Here is a 19,545-nt window from a genome sequence, read left to right as displayed (position 1 = left end):
TTGGCCGCGCGGGTCTGGCACGATGGGACCGTGAGCTTCTTTCTGGTTTTCCTCGCCGTCGTGCTCGTTGCCGCGGTTCTTTGGGCCGGCCTGGGCCGGCGCTCCCGCAAGCCGGGTGCGGCGGCGCTGCCGGCCCTGCTCAACGGATTCGATGAGCCGCCAGCGAACCTTCCGCCGGTGCTGCTGCCGGAGCGCGCAGTTCCGGAGGATGTGACCCGGCTTCGGTTTTCCCTGGGCCTGCGCGGGTACCGGATGGACCAGGTGGACCAGGTCCTTGACGAACTGCGCGACCAGCTGGCGGCACGGGATGCGGAACTGGCGGAACTGCGCGGGCGGCTGGACGCGGGCGCACAGCATCCAGGGCAGGCCGACGACGGTGCCCCGGTTCCAGCCGCGGCACCGGAAGAGCCGGGTACCGGAGGGGACGAAAACCGGGCAGCCCAGGAGGACGCTGCCCCGGTGAAGGGCGGCCAGTGAGCACCGTGGCCCGCCGCAACCCGCTGGCGTCCGCCGGCACGGTAACCCAACGCGCTGCCGCCGCCGTCCGCAGCTGGCCTTGGTGGCTCCAGGTCACCGCTCTGTACGGCGGCTCCCGGCTGGCCTCCGCCTGCATCTTCATGGCCGCAGCGCTCCATCAGGGGCCCAACCCGTGGTTCCCGCCCAAACCCGACTACTGGAACTTCATCAATATTTGGGATGCCCGCTGGTACGGCCAGGTCATCGCCAACGGCTACCCGTCGATCCTTCCCACGGACGCAGCCGGCAACGTCCAGGAAAACACGTGGGCGTTCTACCCGCTCTTTCCTTCATTGGCGGGCGGACTCAGCCGCCTCACCGGGATGGACCCCGCCGCCTCGCTCACCTTGATTGCCATGCTGGCCGGATGGGCGGCCGCCCTTGTGGTGTACGCACTCTTCCGGCAGAAGGCCACCCATGCCCCCCTGGCGATGTGGGGCGTTGCGTTCTTTTCGGTCTTTCCCGTCTCCGCCGTCCTGCAGGTCCCTTACGCGGAGCCGCTGTCCATCCTGCTGCTCGCGTGGGCCCTCCTGCTGGTGGTGCGCCGCCAGTACCTGTGGGCCATTCCGGCGGTGTTCCTGCTGGGCCTGTCACGGCCGGTCGGCGTTCCTTTCGCCGCCATGGTGGGGCTGCTCCTGGTCTTCCGGGCCGCCGCGTACGTCCGCGGGCGGCGGCATGACGGCCCCGGCGGCGCACACTCCGCCCGGGACCTGGCGGCACTTACCGGACTGACCGCCGTCGCAGGCTTGTCCGCTTTTGCCTGGCCCGCCGCGGCCTGGCTGGCGACCGGCGATCTGCAGGCCTATACCAAGACCGAAACCGTGTGGCGGGGCCAGGACCTGGTTCCGTTCAAGCCCTGGTTCGACACCGGCGCCGAACTTTTCGGTCCTGTCCTGGGCGTTGTTGCCCCACTGGTCTTCGTGGCGCTGTTCGCCGTGATGCTGTACCTGCCCCCGGTGGTGCGGCTCGGCGTCGAACTCCGGCTCTGGTGCGCCTGCTACATGGGCTACCTGCTGGCGTTCCTGCACCCGCAGACCAGCACTTTCCGGATGTTGCTGCCACTGTTTCCCCTGGCCCTGGGCGCGGTGTTCCTGTCCCGGTCCAGGGCATACCGGGGGACCGTAGTGGCCATGTTCCTGCTGCTGCAGATCGTCTGGATCGTGTGGTTGTGGGCCTGGGCGCAACTGCCCGGCGGAGGGGATTATCCGCCCTAGCAAAACGGGCTTTAATGCAGGTCAGGGCGGGAATGACACGTTGACGGAAATGTCCATCGATTAGCTACGTGCGGGTAATTCCGCGATAATGATAGGTAAGCAAGGACAAAAGCATTCAGAAAACGCGCAGCATTGGCGGTGGTGGCAACCACCCCGCCATAGCGGCTTGATCGACATGCGGACACAGCCCGCCCGGGCTGATTAGTCCTGGGACAAAATGGAGGGGAATTCCTCATGGCGGCTATGAAACCACGCACCGGCGACGGCCCAATGGAAGTCACCAAGGAGGGCCGCAGCCTGATCATGCGGGTCCCGCTCGAAGGCGGCGGGCGCCTGGTGGTCGAACTGAACGCTGCCGAAGCAGCCAACCTCAAGGAATGCCTGGTAGGCGTTACCGAATAGTCGTGCCGGTCAGGGTGCGCAGCCCGCGGGCTGCGCACCCTGACCTTTATGCGGCAACTACTTTTTGACCGCCACCAGCAGGCCATCCCCGGTGGGGAGCATGGCGGACGCCAGCCTGTCGTCGTCGCGGATTGCCTTGCCCACCTGCCGCAGTGTCACCGTGTTGGGCTCGCGGCCGGCAGGGTTGGCTACCTTGTCCTTGTCCAGTGCATCGTTGATCACCAGCAACCCGGAGCGCTTCAGCAGCCGGATGGCCTGTTCCACATAGCCCGGCAGGCCGGGCTTGTCCGCATCGATGAAGACAAGGTCGTAGGCGCCGTCCGTAAGCCGCGGCAGGACGTCGCCCGCACGGCCGGAAATGGTGCGGGTCCGGTTCGCGGGGCTGCCGGCCTCCGCGAAGGCTTCGCGGGCAGCCCGCAGGTGCTCCACGTCCACGTCGATGGTGGTCAGGACGGCATGCGCGCCGAGGCCGCGGAGCAGGCAGACGCCCGAGACGCCGGCGCCGGTGCCGATCTCCACGACGGTCTGGGCTTTGGAGGCGGCGGCCAGTACCGTGAGGACAGCGCCCACGCCGGGGCTGATGGCGCTGACCCCCAATTCAAAAGAACGTTCCCGCGCCCGAAGCATTACCTCATCCTCAGCGGGCAGATCTTCTGCATAGGACCAGCTGCTGGACTTGTCGGCGCTCATGAATAATCGCTTTCTGGGCGTAAAGGGGAATGTCTCCCCAAGCCTACTGTGTCCGGCCCGGCCGGGATGGATAGCAGCCGTTGCGCCGAACGCTGAAGTTTCCAGGTAATCAGGAAATTCCCAGCCAAGTTTGACATGATTGATATCCGCTCATCCAAAAGGTGACCGGCGCCGAATCAGAGATGTCAACAGTATCCGGGCGTTAGCATTCCACGAGGGGAGTGGACGATGTCATCTTCAGTAGTGGCACCTGTCCCTGCAGTAAACAATCCCGACGATGAGTGGGTCCGTCCCACCTGGGAAGAAGTGGTCACCAACCACTCCGCGAAGGTATACCGGCTGGCCTACCGCCTGACCGGAAACAAATACGACGCCGAGGACCTCACCCAGGAGGTCTTTGTCCGCGTGTTCCGTTCGCTGGAGAACTTCAAGCCCGGAACCCTCGACGGATGGCTGCACCGCATCACCACCAACCTGTTCCTTGACCAGGCCCGGCGCAAGACCCGCATCCGTTTTGACGCCCTGGCAGAAGACGCAGAGTCCCGCCTGCCCGGCCGTGAGCCCGGACCGGAGCAAAGCTTCGAGCTGAACAACCTCGACCTTGACGTGCAGGCTGCCCTGGAAGAGCTGCCGCCGGACTTCCGCGCCGCCGTGGTCCTGTGCGACCTCGAGGGGCTCTCCTACGACGAGGTTGCCGAGGCGCTGGGCGTCAAGCTGGGCACCGTCCGGTCGCGCATCCATCGCGGCAGGACCATGCTCCGCGAGAAGCTGGCCCACCGTGATCCACGCCCGCAGCAGTCCCGCCGCAAGCTTTCGATGCCGCGCATCGCCGGCATCCTCTGATCGGCATATGAGGTCCCAGTTTCCTTTTGGCGGCAGGCATCAGCGCACCGGCAGCCACCTCGAGGCCTGCCAGGAGTGTGCCGCCACCGTACGCCGGGAACGGCAGTACCTGGAGCGCCTCCGCGATGCTCCCATTCCGCCCGCCAGCCAGGACCTGACGGCCCGGCTGCTGGCCCGCACCCATGAACTGGCCGCCCAGCCGCCTGCGCCGGCGCCCCAAAGCGGCACCTCCCGCCTCGCCGCGCGGGCGCTGGCCCTGACCGCGGGTGGCACCATGGCGGCCGCCGGCGTGCTGGCCGTGGGGGCGTTCACGGCAGCGGGGGACCCCGCGCCCAGCGAACAGGCCGGACCCGAGGCTGCTTTCTCGCACGTTTCGTCCCAGACTCCCGCTGACGGCAGGACGTTGAGTGCCGCCCAGTTGGCCACCCTGCGTTCCGAGGGATGGGCCTGTCCGGAACTCCAGGCCATCGGCTTCCACCTGGAAGCCGCGCGGGCACTGGTGGTGGACGGGGAGCCTGCAGTGGAACTGCAGCTTACTGACGGGGCCCATCACGCCACGGTCACGGAACAGCACCCCACCAGCCAGGATGCCGGTCCAGCGCATGCGTGGACCACGTCCCCGGCGTCCGCCACCTACCGGGCCGCCGGCCTGACCATCACCTACCGCTCCGACCTGCCCGCCGACCAGGCCGACGACGCCATGCCGATCCTCGGACGGCTTGCCGATTCCGCCGTGGAGGGGGTCGCGGCATCCGTCCCGGAGCGGCCCGAAGGCCAGGCCGCGGAACCCCTGGATGCACGCCTGGAGCGCGGAATCAACAAGATCGCCGCCCTGTTCACCCAATGACACGGACTGTTCATCCGTCCGCCGGGTGGGAATCGTCACTCGCAGCCCGGAGAGGGTAATCTTCCTAAAGTGTTTGGAATCAACGGCCCGGAGTTCATTCTTCTGCTGATCATCGGTGTGCTGGTGATCGGCCCCAAGCGGCTGCCGGAATATACGCAGAAGCTGGCCAACCTGGTCAAGGAAGTCCGTCGGATGGCCAACGGTGCCCGGGAGCAAATCAAGGAAGAAGTGGGCATCGACATCGACGATGTCGACTGGAAGAAATACGATCCCCGCCAGTACGATCCCCGCCGCATCATCAAGGAAGCACTGCTCGACGACGACACCAAACCGGTCAGCGCAGGCGCTCCCGCCGCGGTGGCTGCCGTTGCCGGCGCCGCAGCCGAGGCACCCAAGCGCCCCGAAAGGGTAGTGCAGAGGCTGGCCCCCGGCGAGGCCGCGCCGTTCGACACCGAAGCCACCTAGGCAGGTCAGCGCGGCTGCAGGCCCAGCTTCATCCCGGCAAGCCCGCGCGGTGCGGCGGCAAGCCGGCCGGCGATCCCCGCCAAGGCGGAAGCCGCTGCAGCCCCGGGCCTGCCGAGGACAATCGGAACCCCTGCATCCCCGCCCTCGCGCAATTGAATGTCCAGGGGAATCTGTCCCAGCAGGGGAACGTCCGCCCCCACGGTGGCGCTGAGCCGTTCCGTGAGTACCGTCCCGCCGCCGCTTCCGAAGAGCTCCATCCGGCCGCCGTCGGGCATCTCCAGGTAGGACATGTTCTCGATGACGCCGGCAATCTTCTGCCCCGTCTGGGTGGCGATGGCACCCGCCCGTTCAGCGACGTCGGCCGCGGCCGCCTGGGGCGTGGTGACCACCAGGATTTCGGCTTTCGGCAGCAACTGGGCCACGGAGATGGCGATGTCACCGGTACCCGGCGGGAGGTCCAGGAACAGGGCGTCCAGGTCTCCGAAGTAGACGTCCGTGAGGAACTGCTCCAAGGCCCGGTGCAGCATGGGTCCGCGCCATGCCACCGGCTGGTTGCCGGTGACGAACATGCCGATGGAGATGACCTTGACCCCGTAGGCAACGGGCGGAAGGATCATGTCGTCCACCTGGGTGGGTTTCTGCGTGATGCCCAGAAGGGCGGGAACGGAGAAGCCATAGACGTCGGCGTCCACGATGCCCACCCGCAGGCCCCGGGCGGCGAGGGCGGTGGCCAGGTTGACCGTTACCGAGGACTTGCCCACGCCGCCCTTGCCGCTGGCCACGGCATAGACCTTGGTCAACGAATCCGGCTCGTTGAAGGGAATCCTGCGCTGCCCGCCCGGGCCACGCAGCTTTTCCTTGAGGGCGTCCCGTTGCGCCTGGTCCATCACCTTGAGCTGGACGTCGACGGCGGTCACTCCGGGTACGGAGGAAAGGGCGTTTTGTGAGTCCGCGGTGATGGTGTCCCGCAGCGGGCAGCCCGCAATGGTGAGCAGGACTGCCACGGTGACCCTGCCGTCGTCGGACACCTGGACGGAGTCCACCATGCCCAGTTCCGTGATGGGGCGGCGCAGCTCCGGATCGATGACCGTTGCCAGGGCGTCGTTGACGGTCCGGACCAGGGGTGAAGGGCCGGCGGCTGCGGGGTCGGTGGGGGCGGTCATGGCAGGAGCCTCGGCTTTCGTGAGGTGGCAGGGGCGGGCCGGCGTGTGGCGGGCGGCCCGGTGGTCATTGGGCAGAGTGGCCCGGTTTGACCCGGGGGATCTGCTGCGTGCGCGGGTTGCGCTGCCGGTCACGCTGTTCGCGCAGTTTGTCCTTGACCTTGTCCCGTGGGGATTCGTGGGAGCCGGGCCCGGAGTCCTCGTGGGTCCGCAGTTCCTCCTGTGCCTCAAGGAGGTCTTCGAGGAGGGAACGCAGTTCGGCCCGGACGTAGTCGCGGGTGGCTACCTCGCGCAGCGCGATCCGCAGGGAGGCCAGCTCCCGGGTCAGGTATTCCGTATCGGAAAGGTTCCGCTCGGCGCGCTGGCGGTCCTGCTGCAGCGAGACGCGGTCACGGTCATCCTGCCGGTTCTGCGCCAGCAGCAGCAGTGGTGCAGCGTAGGAGGCCTGTAGCGACAACATCAGGGTCAGCAGGGTGAAGCCAAGGTCCCTTGAGTCGAACTGCCATTCGGCGGGGGCCCACGTGTTCCAGCCGAGCCAGAAGATGCAGAAGATGGTCATGTAGACCAGGAACTGCGGCGTACCCATGAACCGGGCGAAGCCCTCGGTGGCGTGGCCGAAGGCGTCCGGGTCCGGGGAGAACTTGGGCAGGATCCGCTGACGGGCGCTCAAAGGTGTGTCGAGACTGCCTTTTGATTCTGCATTGGCCAGGTTCCGCTGGTTGGTGTTCTTCGGAGCGCTGTTATCAGCCAATGCGGCCACCGAGCTTTCTTATCGGGGCTTCGCCATCATGGGCGCGCCAGTCGTCCGGCAACAAATGATCCAATACGTCATCAACAGTCACCGCCCCCACAAGCCGGCCGGAGTCATTGACCACCGGGAGGGAGTTCAGGTTGTAGGTGGCCAACGTCCGTGCCACTTCGCTGATGTGGGCCTGGTCGGACAACGGCTCGAGGTTCTTGTCCACCAGGTTTCCCAGTGCCTCGAACGGCGGGAAACGCAGCAGCTGCTGGATGTGCACCACGCCCAGGAAGCGGCCCGTGGGCGTTTCCAGCGGCGGCCGGGCAATGAAGATCGACGACGCCAGGGCGGGGGAGAGCTCCTCGCGCCGGACGTGGGCCAGGGCTTCGGCGACGGTGGCCTCCGGCGGCAGGATGACGGGCACCGGGGTCATCAGGCCGCCGGCGGTGTCCTCGTCGTACTCAAGCAGGCGGCGGACGTCTTCGGCGCCTTCAGGCTCCATGAGCTGGAGCAGTTCCTCGGCCTGGGCGGAGGGGAGTTCACCGAGGAGGTCGGCGGCGTCATCAGGATCCATCTCCTCCAGGACGTCCGCGGCGCGCTGGACATCCAAGGCGGAGAGGATCTCCACCTGGTCGTCCTCCGGCAGTTCCTGGAGGACGTCGGCCAGCCGTTCGTCCTGCAGTTCGCTGGCAACCTCGAAGCGGCGCTTGTCGCTCATTTCCTGCAGGGCCTCGGCGAAGTCCGCGGGCTTGAGGTCCTCGTGGTTGGCCACGAACTGGGTGGCCGCCTGCGGTTCGGTGCGCGGTCCCTGCTGGGCATCCGCCCAGTCGATGATCAGCGTTTCGTTGCGGCGCAGCCTGCTCAAGGGGGACAGGGAGTGGCCGCGCCGGACGAAGAGCTTGCTGACGAACCAGTCGCGGGAGCGGTGCTGGTCTATGGCGATGTCTTCGATGGTGGCGTCGCCGCTCCCGTCGCGGAGGGTGACCCGGCGGTCGAACATCTCGGCCACCACCAGGGTTTCCGCCCCACGCTGTTCAAACCGGCGCAGGTTGACCAGGCCCGTGCAAATGATCTGCGTCTGGTCGATCGAGGTGATGCGGGTCATGGGCACGAAGACACGCTTCTTGCCTGGAACTTCCACCACAATGCCCACCACGTGCGGGGCTCCCTGGGTTCCCCGGGACAGCACAACAACGTCGCGCAGCCGGCCCAGCCGGTCGCCCAGCGGGTCGAAGACGTCGAGGCCCAGGAGGCGTGCCACGAAGACGCGGGTAGGTGTTGTGCTCACCACTACAGGCTACCGAGTCTGCTCTCTTTTAGCTGAATTTACAGGCGGCACCCACCTTCATGGGCAAGAATGGGATTATGTCGAACATTTTTGGTGGTCCCAAGCCCGGCGCCGCGAATGGACCGGATGATGCCCGGGCTGTTCCCACCGGCGACACCGTTGGCTCCTACACTTCGTACCTCGACGCCCAGAAGGCGGTCGACTACCTGGCGGACCAGCAGTTCCCGGTCCAGATGGTGTCCATCGTGGGCAATGAACTGAAGATGGTGGAACGTGTCACGGGGCGCCTGAGCTATCCGCGGGTGGCGCTCTCCGGTGCCCTGAGCGGCATGTGGTTCGGCCTCTTCGTGGGCGTCATGCTCTCCTTCTTCGCGCCGTCGCCCGGATACTTCTCCATCATGACCTCGGTGCTGATGGGCGCGGCGTTCTTCATGCTTTTCGGCATCGTCACCTACGCCATGCAGCGTGGTAAGCGGGACTTCACCTCTACCAGCCAGGTGGTGGCCACCAACTATGACGTGATCGTGGCCCCCGAGGCAGCCCATGAGGCCCGGCGCCTCCTGCAGCAGCTGCCCATGTCGCGTTCGGACGCGGCGTCGGGCCACGGCCCGTACGCCCAGCACGACTACTACAACCAGCAGCAGCACCAGCAGCCGGGGCAGCAGCAGGGACAGGGCCCGGCCCGCCCCGCCGGCTGGAACGATCCTTACGGCCAGAGGTCCCCGGGCCAGAATGGACCAACACAGGAAGGTCACGGGTACCCGGAGGACGGCAGCCAACAGCACAGCGGCCAGCAGCACGGCGGCCAGCAGCCGGCGCAGCACTTCGACGGCGGCCAGCAGTACGGCGACCCGCAGCACGCCCCCCAACAGCCCGCCCGTTCCGCGGTCCGCTACCCGGACCTGCCCGACGGCCGCCCGCAGTACGGCGTCCGCGTTACGCAGGACCCGGCCGCCGGGCAGCCGAGGATGGGCGGCGCCACAGAACACCCTGCAGAACACCGGGCAGGAGACCACCCGCAGGACGGTAGCGACCATCCGGCTGATGCCGCTTATGGTGCGGACGGCGAGCAGCACCGGGGTGACCACCGCCAATAGCAGCGCCGGTGCGTCCCGGTCCACTGGTCCGGGCGCCGCACGGAAATCGGAACCGATGAAAAGAGCGGGGCCGCTGGAACGAATCCGGCGGCCCCGCTCTTTGTTGGGAGCTTCCTAGGCTTCTTCGGTGCGGTAGATCCCGGCCATCCAGTCCTCCACATCCTCCGCGTTGCGCGGCAGGGCGGCGCTGAGGTTGACGGGGCCGTCGGCGGTCATGAGGATGTCGTCCTCGATCCTGACACCGATGCCGCGGTATTCCGCCGGGATGGCAAGGTCTTCCTTCTTGAAGTACAGGCCGGGCTCGATGGTGAACACCATGCCCTCGGTGAGGACGCCGTCGAGGTAAAGTTCACGCTTGGCCTGGGCGCAGTCGTGGACGTCGAGCCCCAGGTGGTGGCTGGTGCCGTGCGGCATCCAGCGGCGGTGCTGCTGGCCCTCGGGGCTGATTGCCTCCTCCACGCTGACAGGCAGGATCCCCCATTCGGACAGGCGCTCAGCCAGGACCGTGGTGGCCGCTGTATGGATGTCGCGGAACTTGGTCCCGGGCTGCGCGGCTGCGAATCCGGCGTCGGCAGCGTCGAGGACCGCCTGGTAGATCTTGCGCTGGATGTCGCTGAAGGTGCCGCTGGCCGGGAGCGTCCGGGTGATGTCCGCCGTGTAAAGCGAGTCGGCCTCGACGCCGGCGTCCAGGAGCAGGAGCTCGCCGGCGTGGACCCGGCCCGTGTTGCGGGTCCAGTGCAGCACGGTGGCGTTGTTCCCGGACGCCGCGATGGTGTCGTAGCCTAGTTCGTTGCCCACCTCGCGGGCGCGGGCGAAGAAGGCCCCCTCCACCACACGTTCGCCGCGGGCATGCGTAAGGGCCCGGGGCAGGGCCTTGACCACCTCTTCGAAACCTTCGACCGTGGCGGACACCGCGATCTTCATCTGCTCGATTTCCCACTCGTCCTTGAGCAGGCGCAACTCGGAGAGGGCTTCGCTGAGTTTCTCGTCCAGGGCGTCGAGCACCTCGAGGTCCAGGTTCTCGGGGTCCTTGGCCGTGTTGTACCGGGCGGTGTCCACCAGTGCGTCGATGTTTTCGTCAACCTTGCGGACCAGGCGGATGGAGATCCCGCCGATCTCCGGGGCGCCCACATCCTTGGTGATTGCCGTTTCCAGCTGGTCGATGTGCGCGGTGGCCAGTCCCAGCCTGGATTCGAACTCTTCGAGGGTGGGGCGGGCCCCAATCCAGAACTCGCCGGAGCGGGAGTCCGCGTAGAACTGTTCCGTATCCCGGCCGGCCAGCGGCCGGAAGTACAGGGTGGCGCGGTGGTGGGCGCCGTCGTCGCCCGTTCCTTCGTCCACCGGTTCCAGGATCAGGACTGCATCCGGTTCGTGGTCCAGGCCGAGTCCCGTCAGGTGCGCGAAGCCCGAGTGCGGGCGGAAGCGGTAGTCGCAGTCGTTGGAGCGGACCTTGAGCGGCCCCGCGGGGATGACCAGGCGTTCGCCCTTGAACTGGGCCGAGATGGCCTTGCGCCGGGTTGCGGCGTAGGCGGCGACGGCATCGCGCGGGGGGAGCTCCGGGGTGGAGGGCGCCCAGTTGCTGGCCATAAAGGCTTTGAAGGCGTTGGAACTGGGCCGCTGGGAGCGGTTGTTGACGCGGTCCTGCAGCGGCTGGGAAGCAGAGTTTTGGGTGTTTTCGGCATCGTTCACGGCACCATCGTCTCACCAGCATCCCGGCTAAGCGAACAGGCTTCCCCGGGCTCCTGTCCCCAGTCCACTACGCTGGATAAGTGAGGATTGACCTGCATGCCCACTCCAACGTCTCCGACGGCACCGAGACCCCGGCCGATGTCATGGCCTCTGCTGCCCGCGCGGGACTGGACGTGGTGGCCCTGACGGACCATGATTCAACCGCGGGCTGGGCGGAAGCCACCGCCGCCGCGGCTACGTACGGAGTGGCCCTGGTACCGGGCATGGAAGTCTCCTGCCGGACCGAGGAAGGCATCAGTGTCCACCTCCTGTGCTACCTGCACGACCCCACCCATCCCGGGCTCCTCGAGGAAATCACCAAGGCGAAGGACTCCCGCCTGACCCGCGCCGAACGCATGGTCACCATCCTCGCCGAGGACTACCCGCTCACTTGGGACGACGTAATCCACCATGTCGCGCCAGGCGCCACCCTCGGCCGGCCGCACATCGCTGACGCCCTCGTCGCCGCGGGCGTGGTGGAGGACCGGTCCGAAGCGTTCGCCTCCATCCTCACCTCCCGGTCCCGCTATTTCATCCCGCACTACGCACCGGACCCGGCCACCGCCGTCGAACTTGTCCGCGCCGCCGGCGGCGTGCCCGTCTTTGCCCATCCCGTGGCCTCCGCCCGGGGACGGATCGTGGGGGAGCGGACCTATCGGGAGATGATCGACGCCGGCCTGGCCGGCCTGGAGATCGACCACCGGGACAATCCGGATGAGGGCCGAGAGTTCCTGCGCAGGCTCGCTGCCAGGCATGGCCTATTGATCACGGGTTCCTCCGACTACCACGGCACCGGCAAGCCGAACCTGCTCGGCGAAAACCTCACGGCCCCGGACATGCTGGCGCGGATCGAGGAACAGGGCACGGGAGCTGTCGTCGTCCGGCCCTAGGACGGTACAGCTAGCCGGCCGGCAGGAATGAGGTCAGCGTGGCGTGCGCACCCAGCCGCTTGGCCATAATGTCGATGGCCGGCTGGTTCTGGTCCACGCACACGAACTTCCGGCCGAGCTTGGCGGCAACTGCGCCAAGGGTGCCGGAGCCGGCAAAAAAGTCCAGGCACCAGTCACCGGGCCGGGACGAAGCGGCGACGACGCGCCGGACCAGGCCCTCCGGCTTCTGCGTCGGGTAGCCGGTCTTCTCCTTGCCGGTGGGAGAGACGATGGTGTGCCACCAGACGTCGGTGGGCAGCTTGCCCAGTTCCCGCTTGGCAGGTGTCACCAGGCCCGGCGCCATGTAGGGTTCACGGTCCACCTCGGCGCTGTCGAAGTGGTACTTCGCCGGGTTCTTCACGTACACCAGGATGTTGTCGTGCTTGGTAGGCCACCGGTTCTTCGCCCTGGCGCCATAGTCGTAGGCCCAGATGATCTCATTCAGGAAGCATTCCCGGCCGAAGATGGCGTCCAGCATCACCTTGGCATAGTGCACCTCGCGGTAATCCAGGTGCAGATACAGGGTGCCGTCGTCGGCCAGCAGCCGCCACGCCTCCACGAGCCGGGGTTCCAGGAAGGACCAGTAGTCGCTGAACGCGTCATCGTAGCGGTGCAGGGCGCCCTTGATGGTGTCGTAGGAACGGCCCTTGAAGCCCACCCGGTCCCCGCTGCCGCCGGCGTTCACCACCATCCGGGTTTCCTGGCGCTGCTGCGGCCGGCCCGTGTTGAAGGGCGGGTCCACGTAGATCAGAGTAAAGGCGCCGTCCGGCAGCGTCGGGAGGTACGCCGCGTTGTCCGCGTGCACCACCAGGCTGCCGCCGTCCGGCGCCCAAACAGTATCACTCATCAGGGCGGTTAGGCCTCGGAGGCGCCGGGCTGGCTGCTGTTGTCCGCGCCGGCCACCACTTCGCCGTTGCGGCGGCGGGTGCGGGTGCGGGTGCGGCGCGCACGGTTCGGCTTTTCGCCGTCGGCTGCGGGTGCGGCGGCCTCGCCGGCGGGCGCGGTCTCCGGAGTCGAGGTACGACGACGGCGCTCGCCTGAGCGGCCGGCCGAGTCGCTGCTGCGGCCGCCCTCGCGGCTGCCGCCCTTGCCGGAGTCGGCCCTTCCGCGGCCCCGTCCGTCACGGTCGCGTGACCGGTCTGAGTCGCGGCCACCACGGCTGTTCTTCTTGCCGGTTTCGCCCAGGTCTTCGAGTACCTCGGCGTCGACACCGGCAAGGGTCCGCTTGTCGCGGGGAAGGCGGCCCTTGGTGCCCTCGGGAATATCAAGATCGATGTACAGGTGCGGCGAGGACGAGTAGGTTTCCACGGGCTCCGGGACGCTCAGGCCGAGGGCCTTGTTGATCAGTGCCCAGCGGGGCATGTCGTCCCAGTCAACGAACGTGACGGCGGTGCCCTTGTTGCCGGCGCGGCCGGTACGGCCCACCCGGTGCAGGTAGATCTTTTCGTCTTCCACGCACTGGTAATTGATCACGTGGGTCACGTCATCGACGTCGATGCCGCGGGCAGCCACGTCCGTGGCCACCAGGACGTCAACCTTGTTGTTGCGGAACGCGCGCAACGCCTGCTCGCGGGCGCCCTGGCCCAGGTCACCGTGGATGGCGGCGGCCGCGAAGCCGCGGTCCACCAGTTCCTCGGCCACCTTGGCAGCAGTGCGCTTGGTCTTGGTGAAGATGATGGTGCGTCCGCGGCCACGGGCCTGCAGGATGCGGGCCACCACCTCGGTCTTGTCCATGCTGTGTGCCCGGTAAATGAGCTGGCGGATGTCCCGCTTGGTCAGGCCCTCGTCCTCCGGATCCGCAGCGCGGATATGGGTCGGCTGGGTCATGTAGCGGCGGGCCATGGCAATGACGGGGCCGGGCATGGTGGCTGAGAACAGGAGGGTCTGGCGGACGGCAGGCGTGCCGGCAATGAGGGTCTCAACGTCGGGCAGGAAGCCGAGGTCCAGCATTTCGTCGGCCTCGTCGAGGACCACGAGCTTGACGTTCTTCAGGCTCAGGTGCTTTTGCTTGTACAGGTCGATCAGGCGCCCGGGAGTGCCAACCACCACCTCCACGCCCTGCTTGAGCGCCTCGACCTGCGGCTCGTAGGCGCGGCCACCGTAAATGGTGGTGATCCTGGCGTTGCGTTTGCGGGACGCCGTCTGCAGGTCACTGGCCACTTGCACGGCCAGTTCGCGGGTGGGGACGATCACCAGGGCCTGCGGTGCCCCCGGCACAGCCAGCTTGGCGTAACCCGGGTCATCCTGTCCGATCACGCGCTGCAGCGCCGGAATGCCGAAGCCCAGGGTCTTGCCGGTACCGGTCTTGGCCTGGCCAATGATGTCATGGCCGCCCAGGGCCACCGGCAGGGTCATGGCCTGGATGGGGAAGGGGTGGGTGATGCCGGCGTCGGCCAGGGACTCGACGATGTCGGCGCGGACGTTGTAGTCGGCGAAGGACTTCTCCGCGATCTCGTGCGGCTTTTCGTCCGAGATGATGGTTTCTTCCGGCTCGATGGTTTCCGTGCCGGACACATCGCTGAGGAGCTGGTGGGTATGCAATTCACTCACAGGTGAGTTTCCTTATTCATTTGGGCAATGGCGCTGCCTGCTCAACGGGCCGGCCAGGGCTGGCCGCTCCGGAGCACGCTCAGGCGCGCAAGCGATTCCAGTGGAAGCCGATCGCGGGCTATCTAATGCTGGCACTGGTGACCAACGGGTACTTCTCAAGATCGCGTAGGGGCGGGCTTGTTGGTTTCAAATCAAGGAAATCAACGACCGGGCATCCAGTTCTACCCCTCCAGTCTAGCCGTAAGGGCACAAAAACACGGTTTCGGCCCGCCTTGGGAGCCGCCTGCCGCTCAGGAAACGAGCTCGAAGTGGATCTGCCGGGTGGTGATATCGGAGGAAACGAGCCGCACCCGGACCTTGGTGCCGGACTCCAGCTCGCCGGCGCACCGTGCGGTCACGGCCGGTTCGGCAACCTGGATAATTCCCGAACTGCCGTTTCCATTGCCGTTCTTGCCATTCCCGTTGCCGTTCCCGTTCTGCGGCTTGGACCCGGAAATGACGATCGCATCGAACTCCTGCCCGATGTGGTTCAGCAGCAGTGCCGCTTCCACGGTGTCCAGGGCCAGGCGCTCCATCCTTGATGCCAGCTGGTCCGATCCCGCCATGATGCCCGGAAGCAGGGGCAGGGCTTCGCGTGCCCAGCCGGGAACATCGCCGCCGTTGCTCAGGGCCTCGCAGATGACCAGCACGAACCGGTCCACCAGGCGGCGCAGCGGCGCTGTGGTGTGGGCATAGGCGGCGCCGATGGCGGACTGGATGCCGTCCTCGGGGACGGTGCCATCGAAGGCGGTGTAGGACGCGCCGCGGAACAGCATCCCGGCCGAATGCATGATGGCCAACTGGCGCGGGTCGGTGGGATCGAGCGACCGCAGGTATTCGCCGTAGCTGACCTGCCCGTCCCAAGGCCTGCCGAGCACCTCGGTCTGCAGCCGGAAGTGCCGCAGCGACCGTTCGTCAGGGGCGGGCATGGTGCGCAGGATGCCCACTTTGCCCTCCAGCATGAGCTGCGCGGCGGCCATTCCGGTCATCAACGAAATCTGGGCGTTCCAGTCCTCGACAGGAAGCTGCGGAACGGCGTCGATCCGGTAGCCGCCGTCCGGCAGCTGGACGATTTCCTGCTCGGGCATGTTCAGGCTGGCGCCTTCGCGCGCCCGTTCCAGTGCCACCCGCTTCAGTCCCACCTCGCGGAGCAGCCGAAGGACGGGAGGGGCGGTCCCGGCGTCGAGGTCGGCCTGGGCGCCCTTGTAGCTGAGCTTGTCGCGGCTGCGGATCCGCGCCCGCCGGACACCCACGCTCAGCACCGTCGCGTCGCCGTCGAGCGTGAAGTCCCAGACGAAAGCCGAACACTCCTGGCCGGGGAGCAGGCTCCCGGCCCCCTCGCTGATCACCTCCGGATGCAGCGGGATCCGCCCGTCCGGGGCGTAGAACGTCTGGCCGCGGCGCCGGGTTTCGGCGTCCAGCGGACCACCCGGTGCAACGAATGCGGGGACGTCGGCGATGGCGTACAGGACGCGGTAGCCGTTGCCGTCGGGTTCGATGAAGACTGCCTGGTCCAGGTCCGTGGAGGATGCCGGATCGATGGTGACGAATTCGACGGCGGTCAGGTCGTAGGAAGGCAGCTTCAACGCCGCGACGGCGGCCCGGGCGTCTTCCACAGCGTCGGCAGGGTACGGGCCCGGCAGCTCAAGCTCGGTCCGCAGCAGGCCCAACGCCTCTTCCAGGGCGTTCCTGTGGTCATGGACGTTGGGGGCCAACCGATGATGTGACACAAAATTCAGCGTAGCCCCAAGTCCCGGGATTATGCAGGCTCAGCCGTCCAGCGCGCCGAGGAGCGAGGCTGCGGCTGCTGCGGGGTCGGGGGCCTCTGTGATGGCGCGCACCACCACGATGCGGCGGGCACCGGCCTCCACCACCTCGCGGACGTTTCCGTGGTCGATGCCGCCGATGGCAAACCACGGGACGGGATCCCCGGCCTGCCCGGAGGCGCCGGCGGCGTACTGCACCAGTTCAGGCCCGACGGCGGCCCTGCCGGGTTTGGTGGGTGTGGCCCACACCGGCCCCACGCAGAAATAGTCCAGACCGGACGGGCCGCCGGTTGCCGCGAGGGCCGCGTCGACCTGGCCCGTGGTGTGGCTGGAGAGGCCGATGGCGGCGTTGCCGTTGACCAGGGTGCGCGCCGCAGCCAGCGGAAGGTCCTTTTGGCCGATGTGGAACACCGGTGCCCCGGACAGCACGGCGATATCGGCGCGGTCATTGACGGCCCAGAGTTTCCCGTGCCGCACCGCCGTCTCCTTCAAGGCCGCCAGGAGGTCCAGTTCCTCGGCGGCCTCGATGGTCTTGTCGCGCAGCTGGATGATGTCCACGCCCCCGGCAAACGCGGCGTCCACGAACTCCGCAAAGTCGCCGCGCGCAGCGCGCGCATCGGTGCACAGGTACAGGCGGGCTGCCTTCAGGGCATCGTTGTGGCCCGCGTTGGCAACTTCGGCCGTGCCGGCCGGGATTGCTGGAGCGTGGGGGCCTGGGGGCAGGGAGGAAGCGGACACATTCATGCCTGCAAGCCTAGTTCCTCTAAACTGGGCTGGTACTGCGGGAGCCCGCGGCAGCTGTCACAAAGCGCCGGGCTGAGAGGGCGTCAGAGCCGACCGCTTGACCTGATCCGGTTAATGCCGGCGTAGGGAAGGAACCATATGAGCACCCCCGTTGACCATCGCGCCGGGCCGCCCGGTGCTCCCCGTTCCACGGTCCACGCAGACGTCGCCGTCATCGGCGGCGGGGTGGTGGGCCATGGCATCGCCTGGGAGGCGCAGTGCTCCGGCCGCTCCGTGGCCCTGATCGATGACGCACCCGGAAGCGGCGCCAGCTGGGCCGCCGCCGGGATGCTGGCCCCCGTCAGCGAACTGCACTACCAGGAGGAGGACCTCCTGGAACTGATGCTTGACGCGTCTTCCCGCTGGCCCGGTTTCGCCGCAGGCATGCGCAGGAGCCACCGGCGCGGATTCCGGATATCTGACGACGCCGACACTCGCCGTGGGTGCCGACGCCGCGGACCGCCGCGCGCTGATGGACCTTCGCGCCGTACAGCAGGCCAACGGACTTGCCGTGGAACCCCTGACGGTGAGGGAAGCCCGCCAACGCGAGCCGCTCCTCAGCCCCGCCATCGCCTGCGCCCTGGACACTCCCGCGGACCACCAGGTAGATCCGCGCCGCCTGGTGGCTGCCCTGCGGCGGGCCCTCGCCGGCGCCGTCCGCGGGAAGCCTGGCCTGGCCGCGGCAGGGGCGGTGGACGGGTATGCCGTGCCGGACCGGGCTGGCGGACTGCTGTGGGAGGGCGGAAGCGTCGTCGGCACCTCCCTGGCCGGCGGCGGCACCGTCCTGGCAACGGAGACCATTGTGGCCAACGGCCTGCAGGCAGGGGACCTTGGCGGCCTGCCCGACGGCCTCGACCTGCCCCTGCGCCCGGTACACGGCGACATCCTCCGCCTCGCCGTTCCGCCTCACCTCCAGCCCCTCGTGACGTCCACCGTGCGGGGGCTGGTGCACGGCGTTCCCGTCTACATCGTTCCCCGGCAGGACGGAACCGTGGTCATCGGAGCCACCCAGCGCGAGGACGCCCTGTCGGATTCCGTGAGCGCCGGAGGCGTCTACCAGCTGCTGCGCGATGCCCAGGCGCTGGTTCCCGCCGTCGCCGAACTGGAACTGCTGGAGTGCACCGCCCGGGCCCGGCCCGGAACCCCCGACAATGCACCGCTGCTGGGCCGTGTGCCGGCGGCCGACGGATCCGCCGGCAATCAGGCCGGGCACGTCACGGGACTCATCATCGCCACCGGGTTCTTCCGGCACGGGGTGCTGCTCACTCCCGCGGCCGCGGCCATCTGCGCCGGGTTGCTGGACGGGCACGCCGACCCGCGCTGGGCGCCTTTCAGCCCGGAGCGCTTCTCGCGTCCGGCCGCCGCCGGCACAAACCACCACATCAAGGAGACAGCGTGAACATCACCCTGAACGGAAACACCCACACGGTGGCGGACGGCACCTCCATCACCACGCTCGTCAGCCAGGTCACCGGACGCCCGCTGGCACCCAACGGCCAGGCGACGGACGGCGGGAAGCTGGGGGTCGCCGTCGCCCATAATGCCCAGGTGGTGCCGCGGAGCCAATGGTTCGCCACGGCGCTCGCCGAGGGCGACGACATTGAACTTGTCACGGCAGTACAGGGAGGCTGACACCATGACCGAAACCAGCACCATCAACCCGGCCGGGAATCCCGGCGCCGCCGACGCCCTGGTGATTGACGGCGTCGCCCTCGGATCCCGGCTGATCATGGGCACCGGCGGGGCACCCAGCCTGGACGGCCTGGGCGCTGCACTCCTGGCCTCCGGCACCGCCCTGACCACCGTGGCCATGCGCCGGTACTCCACCGCGGAAACCGGCTCGTTGTTCCAGCTGTTGGTGGACCACGGGATCCGCGTGCTGCCCAACACTGCAGGCTGCTTCACGGCCAGGGATGCCGTCCTCACGGCGGAGCTTGCCCGGGAGGCCCTGGAGACCGACTGGGTGAAGCTGGAAGTCATTGCCGATGAGCAGACCCTGCTGCCCGATGCGGTGGAACTGGTGGAGGCCACGGAGCAGCTGGTCAACCGGGGGTTCAAGGTCTTCGCCTACACCAACGACGACCCCGTACTTGCCCTGCGGCTGGAGAACCTGGGCGCCACCGCCGTCATGCCGCTCGGAGCCCCGATCGGCACCGGCCTGGGAATCCTGAACCCGCACAACATCGAGCTCATCGTGTCCCGTGCCTCGGTGCCGGTGGTGCTGGACGCCGGCATCGGCACGGCATCGGACGCGGCCCTGGCCATGGAGCTGGGCTGCGACGCCGTCCTGCTCGCCACGGCCGTGACGCGGGCGCAGAACCCCGCACTCATGGGCGAGGCGTTCAAGCATGCAGTACTCGCCGGCAGGATGGCCCGGGCAGCCGGGCGCATCCCGCGACGGGAACATGCCCTGGCCTCGTCCGCGATGGAAGGCCGGGCGGAGTTCCTCTGACACCGGGACATACGTGTGTGGCCACCACCCGGCAGGG

At 67.7% G+C, this 19,545-nt stretch carries 19 protein-coding genes, 1 pseudogene and 1 riboswitch; of the genes and pseudogenes, 11 read left to right on the top strand and 9 right to left on the bottom strand.

Annotation, left to right across the window (positions count from 1 at the left end):
- The first annotated feature begins 30 nt into the window (after window positions 1–30).
- The 3 genes from ACZ9J7_RS00625 (at window position 31) to ACZ9J7_RS00615 (ending at window position 2,132) form a co-directional block, all read left to right on the top strand.
- Window positions 31–477: a DivIVA domain-containing protein gene (locus ACZ9J7_RS00625; protein ID WP_476206202.1), complete on the top strand. Its 447-nt coding sequence runs from the start codon at window positions 31–33 to the stop codon at window positions 475–477.
- Entirely contained in the window at window positions 474–1,730 is a 1,257-nt protein-coding gene (locus ACZ9J7_RS00620) for a hypothetical protein (RefSeq protein ID WP_476206200.1), read from the top strand. Before ACZ9J7_RS00625 ends, ACZ9J7_RS00620 begins: the two co-directional genes overlap by 4 nt.
- Before the next feature lie 234 nt (window positions 1,731–1,964).
- On the top strand, window positions 1,965–2,132 hold the full coding sequence (locus ACZ9J7_RS00615) for a DUF3117 domain-containing protein (RefSeq protein ID WP_009357720.1): 168 nt from the start codon (window positions 1,965–1,967) through the stop codon (window positions 2,130–2,132).
- 57 nt (window positions 2,133–2,189) lie between these two features.
- Here the strand turns inward: ACZ9J7_RS00615 and ACZ9J7_RS00610 are convergent, their stop codons facing one another.
- A complete protein-coding gene (locus ACZ9J7_RS00610) occupies window positions 2,190–2,822 on the bottom strand; it encodes an O-methyltransferase (RefSeq protein ID WP_141159894.1) in 633 nt (210 codons plus the stop codon).
- Between the two features lie 228 nt (window positions 2,823–3,050).
- Between ACZ9J7_RS00610 and sigE the strand changes: the two genes are divergently transcribed.
- The 3 genes from sigE (at window position 3,051) to ACZ9J7_RS00595 (ending at window position 4,977) form a co-directional block, all read left to right on the top strand.
- Window positions 3,051–3,665, top strand: a complete 615-nt coding sequence (sigE, locus tag ACZ9J7_RS00605; protein WP_387557177.1) for an RNA polymerase sigma factor SigE — start codon at window positions 3,051–3,053, stop codon at window positions 3,663–3,665.
- A 7-nt stretch (window positions 3,666–3,672) separates the two neighbouring features.
- Complete coding sequence (locus ACZ9J7_RS00600; protein ID WP_476206196.1) at window positions 3,673–4,512, top strand: anti-sigma factor; 840 nt, start codon at window positions 3,673–3,675, stop codon at window positions 4,510–4,512.
- Window positions 4,513–4,581: 69 nt separating this feature from the next.
- Complete coding sequence (locus ACZ9J7_RS00595) at window positions 4,582–4,977, top strand: twin-arginine translocase TatA/TatE family subunit (RefSeq protein WP_476206194.1); 396 nt, start codon at window positions 4,582–4,584, stop codon at window positions 4,975–4,977.
- 5 nt (window positions 4,978–4,982) lie between these two features.
- On the opposite strand, the gene ACZ9J7_RS00590 is transcribed toward ACZ9J7_RS00595, so the two are convergent.
- From ACZ9J7_RS00590 to ACZ9J7_RS00580, 3 genes are all read right to left on the bottom strand, one after another.
- A complete protein-coding gene (locus ACZ9J7_RS00590) occupies window positions 4,983–6,140 on the bottom strand; it encodes an Mrp/NBP35 family ATP-binding protein (RefSeq protein WP_476206192.1) in 1,158 nt (385 codons plus the stop codon).
- Between the two features lie 64 nt (window positions 6,141–6,204).
- On the bottom strand, window positions 6,205–6,897 hold the full coding sequence (locus ACZ9J7_RS00585) for a DUF1003 domain-containing protein (protein ID WP_476206190.1): 693 nt from the start codon (window positions 6,895–6,897) through the stop codon (window positions 6,205–6,207).
- Window positions 6,881–8,164, bottom strand: a complete 1,284-nt coding sequence (locus ACZ9J7_RS00580) for a magnesium transporter MgtE N-terminal domain-containing protein (RefSeq protein WP_476206188.1) — start codon at window positions 8,162–8,164, stop codon at window positions 6,881–6,883. Before ACZ9J7_RS00580 ends, ACZ9J7_RS00585 begins: the two co-directional genes overlap by 17 nt.
- Before the next feature lie 77 nt (window positions 8,165–8,241).
- Here ACZ9J7_RS00580 and ACZ9J7_RS00575 point away from each other — a divergent pair, with 77 nt between their 5' ends.
- Complete coding sequence (locus tag ACZ9J7_RS00575; protein WP_476206186.1) at window positions 8,242–9,261, top strand: YflT domain-containing protein; 1,020 nt, start codon at window positions 8,242–8,244, stop codon at window positions 9,259–9,261.
- Window positions 9,262–9,375: 114 nt separating this feature from the next.
- Here ACZ9J7_RS00575 and ACZ9J7_RS00570 read toward each other — a convergent pair whose 3' ends face one another.
- Complete coding sequence (locus tag ACZ9J7_RS00570) at window positions 9,376–10,950, bottom strand: aminopeptidase P family protein (protein ID WP_476206184.1); 1,575 nt, start codon at window positions 10,948–10,950, stop codon at window positions 9,376–9,378.
- 80 nt (window positions 10,951–11,030) lie between these two features.
- Here ACZ9J7_RS00570 and ACZ9J7_RS00565 point away from each other — a divergent pair, with 80 nt between their 5' ends.
- On the top strand, window positions 11,031–11,879 hold the full coding sequence (locus tag ACZ9J7_RS00565) for a PHP domain-containing protein (RefSeq protein WP_476206182.1): 849 nt from the start codon (window positions 11,031–11,033) through the stop codon (window positions 11,877–11,879).
- A 10-nt stretch (window positions 11,880–11,889) separates the two neighbouring features.
- On the opposite strand, the gene ACZ9J7_RS00560 is transcribed toward ACZ9J7_RS00565, so the two are convergent.
- The 4 genes from ACZ9J7_RS00560 to thiE all read right to left on the bottom strand — a co-directional run bounded on the left by ACZ9J7_RS00560 (window position 11,890) and on the right by thiE (window position 17,017).
- A complete protein-coding gene (locus tag ACZ9J7_RS00560) occupies window positions 11,890–12,765 on the bottom strand; it encodes a DNA-methyltransferase (RefSeq protein WP_141181967.1) in 876 nt (291 codons plus the stop codon).
- Between the two features lie 8 nt (window positions 12,766–12,773).
- The gene (locus tag ACZ9J7_RS00555) at window positions 12,774–14,468 is read right to left on the bottom strand and encodes a DEAD/DEAH box helicase (RefSeq protein ID WP_476206180.1); all 1,695 of its coding nucleotides are present in this window, start codon (window positions 14,466–14,468) and stop codon (window positions 12,774–12,776) included.
- Window positions 14,469–14,758: 290 nt separating this feature from the next.
- Window positions 14,759–16,237, bottom strand: coding sequence for an RNB domain-containing ribonuclease (locus ACZ9J7_RS00550; protein ID WP_476206179.1), 1,479 nt, complete (start codon window positions 16,235–16,237; stop codon window positions 14,759–14,761).
- 39 nt (window positions 16,238–16,276) lie between these two features.
- Entirely contained in the window at window positions 16,277–17,017 is a 741-nt protein-coding gene (thiE, locus tag ACZ9J7_RS00545; protein WP_476206177.1) for a thiamine phosphate synthase, read from the bottom strand.
- A gap of 27 nt (window positions 17,018–17,044) precedes the next feature.
- A riboswitch (TPP riboswitch) is annotated at window positions 17,045–17,163 on the top strand.
- On the opposite strand from thiE, the pseudogene ACZ9J7_RS00540 reads away from it, so the two are divergent.
- The 3 genes and pseudogenes from ACZ9J7_RS00540 to ACZ9J7_RS00530 all read left to right on the top strand — a co-directional run bounded on the left by ACZ9J7_RS00540 (window position 17,156) and on the right by ACZ9J7_RS00530 (window position 19,508).
- Window positions 17,156–18,455, top strand: a pseudogene (locus tag ACZ9J7_RS00540) (FAD-dependent oxidoreductase). Its footprint overlaps the riboswitch before it by 8 nt.
- Entirely contained in the window at window positions 18,452–18,688 is a 237-nt protein-coding gene (gene thiS, locus ACZ9J7_RS00535) for a sulfur carrier protein ThiS (protein ID WP_141159909.1), read from the top strand. Before ACZ9J7_RS00540 ends, thiS begins: the two are co-directional and overlap by 4 nt.
- A gap of 4 nt (window positions 18,689–18,692) precedes the next feature.
- Entirely contained in the window at window positions 18,693–19,508 is an 816-nt protein-coding gene (locus ACZ9J7_RS00530) for a thiazole synthase (RefSeq protein ID WP_387557135.1), read from the top strand.
- Window positions 19,509–19,545 lie beyond the last annotated feature (37 nt).

It is taken from the genome of Pseudarthrobacter sp. TE9888 (assembly GCF_056279345.1).
This window is presented reverse-complemented; position numbering and strand designations above follow the sequence as displayed.